At 56.5% G+C, this 8,618-nt stretch carries 7 protein-coding genes; 3 read left to right on the top strand and 4 right to left on the bottom strand.

Annotated features, from left to right (window positions below; translation table 11 throughout):
- Nucleotides 1-15: 15 nt before the first annotated feature.
- The 3 genes from JFT66_RS19940 to brxL are packed head-to-tail and all read left to right on the top strand — an operon-like array spanning nt 16 to nt 4,813.
- The gene (locus tag JFT66_RS19940) at nt 16-198 is read left to right on the top strand and encodes an AAA family ATPase (protein WP_198832883.1); all 183 of its coding nucleotides are present in this window, start codon (nt 16-18) and stop codon (nt 196-198) included.
- Nucleotides 191-2,698 (top strand): BREX-1 system phosphatase PglZ type A, encoded by a 2,508-nt coding sequence (pglZ, locus tag JFT66_RS19945; protein WP_170037974.1) that lies wholly within the window; start codon nt 191-193, stop codon nt 2,696-2,698. The genes JFT66_RS19940 and pglZ overlap by 8 nt, the downstream gene beginning before the upstream one ends.
- Nucleotides 2,699-2,710: 12 nt before the next feature.
- The gene (gene brxL, locus JFT66_RS19950) at nt 2,711-4,813 is read left to right on the top strand and encodes a BREX system Lon protease-like protein BrxL (RefSeq protein WP_170037976.1); all 2,103 of its coding nucleotides are present in this window, start codon (nt 2,711-2,713) and stop codon (nt 4,811-4,813) included.
- Nucleotides 4,814-5,044: 231 nt separating this feature from the next.
- On the opposite strand, the gene radC is transcribed toward brxL, so the two are convergent.
- The 4 genes from radC to JFT66_RS19970 all read right to left on the bottom strand — a co-directional run.
- Nucleotides 5,045-5,542: a RadC family protein gene (gene radC / locus JFT66_RS19955; protein WP_172312784.1), complete on the bottom strand. Its 498-nt coding sequence runs from the start codon at nt 5,540-5,542 to the stop codon at nt 5,045-5,047.
- 51 nt (nt 5,543-5,593) lie between these two features.
- Nucleotides 5,594-6,514 carry a recombination directionality factor gene (locus JFT66_RS19960; protein WP_038443645.1) on the bottom strand — a complete coding sequence of 307 codons (921 nt, stop codon included), beginning with the start codon at nt 6,512-6,514 and terminating at the stop codon, nt 5,594-5,596.
- Between the two features lie 77 nt (nt 6,515-6,591).
- On the bottom strand, nt 6,592-7,596 hold the full coding sequence (locus tag JFT66_RS19965) for a YqaJ viral recombinase family nuclease (RefSeq protein WP_032902034.1): 1,005 nt from the start codon (nt 7,594-7,596) through the stop codon (nt 6,592-6,594).
- Nucleotides 7,597-7,677: 81 nt separating this feature from the next.
- On the bottom strand, nt 7,678-8,618 hold a 941-nt coding region (locus tag JFT66_RS19970; protein ID WP_198859943.1), incomplete at its 5' end, for a DUF932 domain-containing protein.

Genomic DNA, 8,618 nt, shown 5'->3' on the forward strand with positions numbered 1-8,618 from the left:
CAAGGAGCAGATACAATGCTGATTCAGTCCATCCAACTGAACAATTTTTTGAGCTTCGGCGCGTTCTCTACCGTCATCCCGCTGGGGCCGTTGAATGTCATCATTGGGCCTAATGGTTCGGGTAAGTCCAACCAGCTCGAGTCAATCGAATTGTCGAAACGCTGCAGGCTCGGATTGGGAATGCATAAACATGAGTAACCCCAAAATCACCCAGGCCCTGAGTAACCTGTTCGACAAGCAGCGCATAGTGTTCTGGTATGACACGCGCCTGGAGTTTCGCGCTGATTTCGAGACGCTGGAGTTGCCGGATGTCGAGAAAGTCGAGCTGGCTAACAATGAGTTTGGCGTGAAATACCGCCTCCTGCGAGAGCAACCGGAACAGAAGTTTCTGATCTACCGTGAAGGTACTGAGCCTTCGCATTTGCACAATTGGCTGTTGGATGTGCAGCTTGCCAGTGGCAATTGCTTCCGTACCGATCAGGTTGCCTTGTGGCTGGCTGAGCTGGAGTTGGGACCGGACTGCTACCCACTTTTGGAAGCCCATGTGGCGTTTTTCGAATCCGCCAAGCGCCGTGAGGCCCTTAGCAAGTTACTTGAGCCGGGTGATTCGCAGAACCTGCTGCAACGCAAGATGCTCGCCGTGTGTGCCGGCAACGAGCCGCGCTTGGATGTGATTCTGGAAAGCCTGCTGGGTGATCTGGCCGCTGGCAAAGATGTGCGGATCAAGTTAATCGAAAGCAGCGGCTTGAATACCTATCTGTGGGAGCAGGTGAAGCGCGCCTATGGCTATAGCTCCGAGCAACCAGGGTTGCACGATTTCGTTATCGAGCTGTTTAAGGCTTGTTTCATGCTTGGGATCGACCCGGCTTACAAGGCGCGACTGTCCGCTGAGGCGCTGGTGTTCCTCAAACGCTGGAAGGACAGTCGTTCGCATGAGCAGAGTTTCGAGACACTGTCTGAGCAGTGCGCGGCGGTGCTGCAGATTGACGACAAGCTGCAAACTCTGGACTGGCGCAGCCTGCTGGAGCTGGATTATTTCGAGCTGATCGACCGCAAGATCCTCAGTGAGCTGGTACGTGCCGTGGTGGCCAGTACAGTCACCGCTGTGGAGGTTGAGCAGTGGGTACGCCAGCGCCGCCAGAGCCACTGGTTTGAGCGCTTCAAGGATGTGTACCTGGCGCTGGAGCATGCGGCGCAGTTCATCCAGGTGCTGGACATAACGCAGCTGCAAATGGAATCGCTGACTGATGGCGTGAAAAAGTACGCCAGCCAGTGGTTCAGGCTGGATCAGCGTTACCGCAAGTTCGTCTATCACCTGCGTGAATCCGGTCAGGCTTCGCTGCTGGGTGAGTTGGCTATGCAGGTCGAGAATCTGTACGGCAACAACTACCTGAGCCGTCTTAACGACCGCTGGCAGCAGCACGTGGATGCGGCGCAGCAGTGGGAGGCCGCGCCCGTAGTGCTGCAGCGCAATTTCTTCAGCCGCTATGTGCAGCCCTTTGTGGAGCGCAGAACTAAGGTGTGTGTGCTGATTTCCGATGCGTTCCGCTATGAGGTAGGCGAGGAGCTGCAAAGCCTGATTCGTCAGGAAGATCGCTTCGAGGCTGATCTGGAACCGATGCTGTCGATGCTGCCGAGTTATACCCAGCTGGGCATGGCGGCACTGCTACCCAACAGCAGCCTGCAACTGGCCGACAACGACAGTGGCGATGCCATAGTGGATGGTCAGAGCGCTCAAGGCTCGGTCAACCGGGGCAAGATTCTGGCGACCAGGGTGCCAGCATCTCAGGTGGTACGAGCCAAGGATCTACTGGCGATGAACCAGGCCGACTCTCGTGCCTTGCTGCGCGACAATGAGGTGGTTTACGTTTATCACAACCTGATCGACAAGACCGGCGACACCCGTGATACCGAAGAACGAGTGTTTGCGGCGGCCGAGGAAACGCTCAGTGAGCTAATCCGTCTGGTGAAGAAGCTGACCAACGCCAATGCCAGTAACCTGCTGATCACTGCCGATCATGGCTTCATCTATCAGAATCATCCGCTGCAGGAGAGCGATTTCCTCAGCGGTGAGCCAGAGGGCGATGAGGTCCTCTACCGCGACCGGCGTTTTGTACTGGGTCGTAGCTTGCGCGAAGGAGCCAGTTTTAAAACCTTCAACCCGGTGCAGCTAGGCCTGACGGGGACGCTTATGGTGCAGATTCCCAAATCCATCAACCGTCTGCGGCTGAAAGGCTCTGGTAGTCGCTTTGTGCACGGTGGTGCCACCCTGCAAGAGGTGGTGATCCCGGTCATCCGTATTAACAAGAAGCGCCAGAGCGATGTGGGTCGGGTGGGTGTGGAGTTCATCGGTGTCGGTGGTAAGACCATCACCACCGGGCAGTTGGCGGTGGTGCTCTATCAAACCGAGGCAGTGACCGAGAAACTGCAGTCGCGCCGGTTGCGTGCAGGTTTGTTCACGCTGGACGGTGAGCTGGTATCCGATCAGCATGAGCTGTTGTTCGACTTCAGCTCTGCTAACCCGCGTGAGCGGGAGTTGCCGGTACGCTTCATTCTCAGCCGCAAGGCCGATGAGGCGAACAATCAGCAGGTGGAGCTGCTCCTTGAAGAGACCGTGGAAGGCACTTCACACTTCACACGGTACAAAGCCGCGCGTTACTCCATTCGCCGCTCGTTCAGCAGCGAATTCGATTTTTAAGCAGGAGCTCCAATGAGTCAGCTCGACGACAAGATCAACCAGTACTTTGCCGGCCTGGTGGTGCGCAAAGACCTGGTCAAAGCGGTGAAGGGCAACGCCATTGTGCCGTCGTATGTGCTGGAGTACTTGCTGGGCCAATACTGCGCGACCAATGACGAGGCGACGATCCAGACCGGTATCGAGACGGTCAAGGAGATTCTGCGCAAGCACTATGTCCACCGAAACGAAGCAGGGCTGGTACGCTCGACCATCAAGGAGAAGGGGCGGCACAAGGTTATTGACCGTATTAGCGTCTCATTAAACGACAAGGATGACGTGTACGAGGCTGAGTTCGCCAACCTGGGCATCAAGAAGGTGCTGATCGACTCCAACACCGTCAAGGCCCACCAGAAGCTGCTGGTAGGTGGTGTTTGGTGCATTGCGGATGTGGAGTATGAATACACCGAGGATAAGTCTGCCTCACCTTGGATTCTGGCCTCGCTAAAGCCAATTCAGATTTCCCGCTTTGATTTCGACGGCTATCTGGAGGCGCGTAAGCAGTTCACCACTGATGAGTGGATTGACCTGCTGATACAGAGTGTAGGCTTCAATCCGCAGATGTTCGGCAAGCGCAATAAGCTCGCCCAGCTTATCCGCCTTATCCCGTTCTGCGAGCGCAATTACAACCTGATAGAGCTGGGGCCGAAGGGCACTGGCAAGTCGCACGTTTATTCCGAGTTCTCGCCCCACGGCATTCTTATCTCCGGTGGCGAAGTTACGGTTCCCAAGCTGTTCGTCCATAACGGCACAGGTAAGCTCGGCCTGGTGGGTTACTGGGATGTAGTGGCTTTCGATGAATTCGCCGGCAAGCAAAAGCGAGTGGACAAGGCTCTGGTGGACATCATGAAGAACTATATGGCCAACAAGTCGTTCTCACGGGGAGTGGAAACCTTGGGAGCAGAGGCCAGCATGGTGTTTGTGGGTAATACCGATCACACCGTGCCGTACATGCTTAAGCACACGGACCTGTTCGACCCGCTGCCGGAAAAGTTCCACGATTCAGCCTTTCTCGACCGCATTCACAGCTACATCCCCGGATGGGAAGTGGATGTCATCCGTGGCGAGATGTTCTCCAGTGGTTATGGCTTCGTGGTGGACTACCTGGCCGAGATCCTGCGCTCGCTTCGTAGTCATGACTACTCAGATCGCTACAAGGGACAGTTCACGCTATCCGACGATATTTCGACGCGCGACCGCGATGGCATCAACAAAACTTTTTCTGGTTTGATGAAGATCCTGTACCCGCATGACGAGGCGACAGACGCCGAAGTGGAAGACGTATTGCGCACAGCAATTGAAGGGCGCAAGCGGGTGAAGGATCAGTTGCTACGCATTGACGCGACCTATCCAGCAGTTCGCTTTGCCTACCAGGGTGCTGATGCTCAGGAGCGATTGGTGCGCACACTGGAAGAGGATGAGTACCCTAACCAGTACCATCGTCGGGGAGCGACTGAAGTTTCTGCTATCGATTTACCCCACGTCGGCACTGACCATTTGGCGCTTATCGAGGCAGCGCCAGCCAAGCAAAGGCCAATTTCACGCCCTATCAATCCAGTGTCTGTGGAGCCTGTGCTGAAAGAGCAGCATTTGGTCTTCCACGAAAATCAGCGAGGCCTGAGTTTTGACAAGTTGTTCAGTCCCTATCTGGTAGGTGCCAAGCGCATCATCATCACAGACCCCTATCTTCGTATGTTCCATCAGTTGCGCAATTTGATGGAACTGATGGAGACCATTAGCAAGCTGCAAGGTCCGGAAGATGAGGTGGTTGTTCATGTGGTGACCGTTGAAGATGATACAAATGGTGATCGCCAGACCGAAAGCCTGCAGAAGATCTCTGATGCTTGTACCGGTGTTGGCATCCAGTTCAGTTGGGCCTACGACACCAGCGGCACCAAGCATGATCGAGATATCACAACCGACACGGGTTGGAAGATAGTGCTTGGACGTGGCTTGGATGTTTTTCAACGCTTTGAGCTGAATGATGCCTTCAGCTTTGCGAATCGGCTCCAGCAGCATCGGCAGTGCAAAGAATTCAGTGTGACCTTTGTGCGGGTTGACCCGGCAGCTTGCTCGTAGGTTTACGGCGATTAGGCAGAGGCACTCTGATTGGTGTTCGCGGTACGAATAAAGAAAAAAGTTAGGTCAACTGTGGACGCCCTTAGGCGTGGGGAAGTCATAGTGTCGGCTGCAGCAGGAGCTGAGTACAACCGCTGGATTACGACAAAAAATAAGTGAGGGGAGTTTCCCTGCCGATGACTGCCCTAGCATCAGCCAAGGGCAGTCTATCGGGCAGTGTGAGCCTAGGCGTTATAGGTAACCTCGTTCAGCCAACGATACGCAGCCTTCGTGGCCTACAACGATATGATCCAGCGTCTTTGTGCCAATCATGTTGAGGGCGTTCTTGAGGGTGGTGGTCAGCGTGCGATCGGCCTGGCTGGGTTCGGGATCTCCAGAAGGATGGTTATGCACCAGTACCACGGCTGCTGCGTTGTGCTCTAGGGCGATCTTGACCACTTCCCTTGGGTAAACGCTGGCCCCGTCCAGCGTGCCGCGAAACAGCTCCTGAAATCCGATAATCCGGTGCTTGGTGTCGAGCAGCAGAAGAGCAAAGACTTCGTGCTCATGGTACTGCAGCAGTGTTTGCAGGTGGCTGAAGACCTGCTTCGGCTCTGTCAGTGCCCGGCCTTTAGACAGGCGACTCATTGCCAGTTGTTGCGCCATACGTAGGATGTCAGCTTCGGTGACAGGGGAGTCCATGACATAGGTGCCGGTCGTTTCACCGGCTTGGAGTTTGTGATATTTCATTTGGGTCTTCCTATACGAGTGCGTGAGAACGAAGGGTTCTGAGAAACCCTGTTACTGGACGGTGGGCTTGCCGTTGTGTCGCGTGGCTTGCGACTCCAATTTTTGGGCGAGTGAGGGTTTGGCAGGCGCTGCCGGTTGGGCTTTTGGCTCTAAAGGGCTGGGCTGATCTTCAATGCTGGGGAAGAACTCCTCGACGATGGCCCCGGTGTCCTCCTCACTGTCTTCAAAGGCCCCATTGTTAAAGCCCTGCCGGGCCGCGTGATCCAAGGCGCTCTGGTCAAAACCCGCGGCTTGTCGGGTTTCCTCCAGCTGCTGGGCTTCCAGTAAGGCGTCTTCTAAGCTCAGGCCGCTGCGCACCGTGATATCGACGTAGAAGATCGGTGTGCCGTGGCTCTGCCGAGTGGACTTACCCCGCAGACGCAGCTCCAGCGGCAGACAGGCCAGGCGATTGCCGGAGATTGCGCTGAAGTACTGCAGGCGTGCCGCCAGGGTACGTATGCTGTTGAACCCAGTGGTACGGAAGACGAAACTGCCCAGCGGATCGTCATCGCCAATTACCACGTTCAGCCGGCCGTAAGGCTTGCAGGCATTGCCTTGAGCCAGTGAACAGCCATCCGGTGAAGGACAGGGCAACGACTGGATGCCGTCCTTGGTCAAACGCTTGCAAGTCTCGCCGTTGCCTACACACAGCGGCCGGCCGCTGTTACGGTCAAATAGGCTGTAGTCCGCCCGAAAGTTCAGGTCAGGCTCGTTGAACAGCAGCCGGATCGGAATACTGCGTAGCTTGCCGTCCTGGCCATTGCGCAGCTCCTCATTGAGTGGATGCAGCAGCCAGCCGTCGCGGCTCTGTACTTGGGAGGTAAGGGTGAATTGATCGTCCTTTTCCGGTAGACGCTTGCCGTTTTTCTCGACGACCTTGCCGATGGAAATGCGCCCGAGTACCGGAGGGGTAATGGCTAAACCTTTGAGCATGGCGGTTCTCCTTAATCCGGAAATAAAAAAGCCACCGGGACCTAAACGGTCCGGGTGGCGTGGGTGAGTGGGATGATTCAGCCGATCAGGAAGCGGCGACTGCCTGTTTTGATCTTGGGGTAGCGGGCCTGCAGGTAGGGTTTGTCCTTGAGCATCTGTTCGACATCCAGACCAAGGCTGTCTTTGGACTTCTTCCAGCTGATGTAGCCTTCCGCAAACTCTGCACGGGTGGCTTCACCCATGGCCTGCTGCAGGACCTGCTTGAGCTGCGCCTCACGCGTCTCTTGCTGAGCAATGCGCTGGCGAACAGCCTTGAGCTCTAGGTAGGTGCTGGCCAACTCCGTTTGTTGGCTGAAGTCCAGGGTCTGCCCGTTATCCTCGGGGTAGAGGCAGCGCAATGCCGCGTCTGCTGAGGCCGTGCCATCGGCCTGTGGTGGGGTGTCACTGACCACGTAATCCCAGAACAACCGCTCCAGGTCGATCAGCCGAGCAATCATCGATTCGTCCCGTTCGATGCGATGGACCTCCAGGTGCTGGCCACCGAGCAGTACCGCCACATCCGCCGCCTGCTTGCCGGTGACGGCGAGCTGATGCATGACCTGCAACTGCACATACTCCGGTACACCTTCTTTCCAGAGGCGAGCCCCGTTGATACCGGCCGTTTTACATTCGAGGATCTGCACCTCTGGCGCGCCGATCACCTCTCGGTCGATGTTGGCCAGCATCCAGGCCAGTTTTGGATCAGGATGCTGCAGCACCGCATTGATGCGGCGGACCCGATGACCGCTGCGCCGGCTGTAATGCGTCGCCACGATAGGCTCCAAAATGTTGCCCCAGTAAGCTGGGCTGTCTTCATCCTGTGGATCGAGTTTGGGCAGTGAGGTGTCACGCCCAGTTTTCTCCAGCCACAGCTCCAACTGGGATTTATATGGGTTAAGTCCGACGGCTGCTGCGGCATCCGAACTGCCGATACCTTGTTTGCGAACTGCCAACCAGTCCTCACGCGGCAGTTGTTTGGTCCCCACCAGGCGTAAGGCGGGACGGGGTTTGTTACTGGGGTGTTGCAGAGTTTGTGTGTGCATGATGTTTTCCTGTGCGGCATAAAAAACGCCCAGCCAGCAGAAGCTGACCAGGCGTTTTAATAGTTGATTAAGTGAGTGGAGCTAGGCGGCGAGTTGCAATGCGGCTTGCAGGGCGCGTTGTTTGATGAGAGCCCCTTGGCCAAACCAAGCCGAGTCCATGCGGTATTCAGTACTTCGGGCACGTCGCTCGTGATCAACGTACTCGGTCACCGCATTGAGCAAGCCCCACGCAGTTCCTTGGGCCGATTCCAGCGTGGCGCCGCGACCTCCGCCTTCGTATAGGCTTTGAACCTTGCGCAATGCGCGCTCGTTCGGCAGGACTTCGGGCAGTTTGCTATTGGGGGGGACGTCACACACAACGCTCATGAAAAAGCCCATCGCTTCATGCCACTGCACCTTGCGTTCAGACAGAGTGCGCATTCGATGCATGAAGGTGTCCCACTGTGAAACGGCGATGCCTAACTGCTTTTTCACCGCCTGCGGATCGAAGCGGGTGTTGTGCGGTACCTTGATCGCGCGGGTGGTGCCATCCAGAGCGATGGTCAGGGTGTTGTTGCAGACCACGCGCACGGTGGTCGGGGTCGCTGTGGTGGCCAGAGTGCCATCACAGGAGGTGGCCAGCAGTAGGTAGCCATTCACCTGGTCGTTACCACGGAGCGTCGTGCCTTGCCCAGTACGGGCCAGCGCCCAGAACTTGCGACCGCCTTTGAGCACTCCAGCGGTTTCCAGTTCGTAGCCCGAGACTTCAGTCAGATCCCGGTAGAACTCCAGCACTTCACGTGGCTGCACCACCTGGTAGCGCTGAGAAACCACCGACAGAGGGGCCTTGGTGTCGGAGCGATACAGCACCTTCTGCTCAGGGAAGGTATGAATTGAGCCCAGGTGCCCGATGGCGTCAGACTTAAAATGGACCGGGCTTTCCTGAATCTGCCAGTCCATACCCGCTTCACGCTGCCAGACTTCGAGCGGTTGTTTGGGGGAGAGGCGACTGCCCAGACCATGCCAGGGCGTGGCACCAACGT

The organism is Pseudomonas sp. MF6755 (assembly GCF_016405635.1).
In the GTDB taxonomy this organism is placed as follows: domain Bacteria; phylum Pseudomonadota; class Gammaproteobacteria; order Pseudomonadales; family Pseudomonadaceae; genus Aquipseudomonas; species Aquipseudomonas haemolytica.

Coding starts and splice junctions, on each gene's coding strand:
- pglZ (WP_170037974.1), top strand. CDS start 191: ATGAGTAACCCCAAAATCACCCAGGCCCTGAGTAACCTGTTCGACAAG.
- JFT66_RS19960 (WP_038443645.1), bottom strand. CDS start 6,514: ATGCTCAAAGGTTTAGCCATTACCCCTCCGGTACTCGGGCGCATTTCC.
- radC (WP_172312784.1), bottom strand. CDS start 5,542: ATGAAATATCACAAACTCCAAGCCGGTGAAACGACCGGCACCTATGTC.
- JFT66_RS19965 (WP_032902034.1), bottom strand. CDS start 7,596: ATGCACACACAAACTCTGCAACACCCCAGTAACAAACCCCGTCCCGCC.
- JFT66_RS19940 (WP_198832883.1), top strand. CDS start 16: ATGCTGATTCAGTCCATCCAACTGAACAATTTTTTGAGCTTCGGCGCG.
- brxL (WP_170037976.1), top strand. CDS start 2,711: ATGAGTCAGCTCGACGACAAGATCAACCAGTACTTTGCCGGCCTGGTG.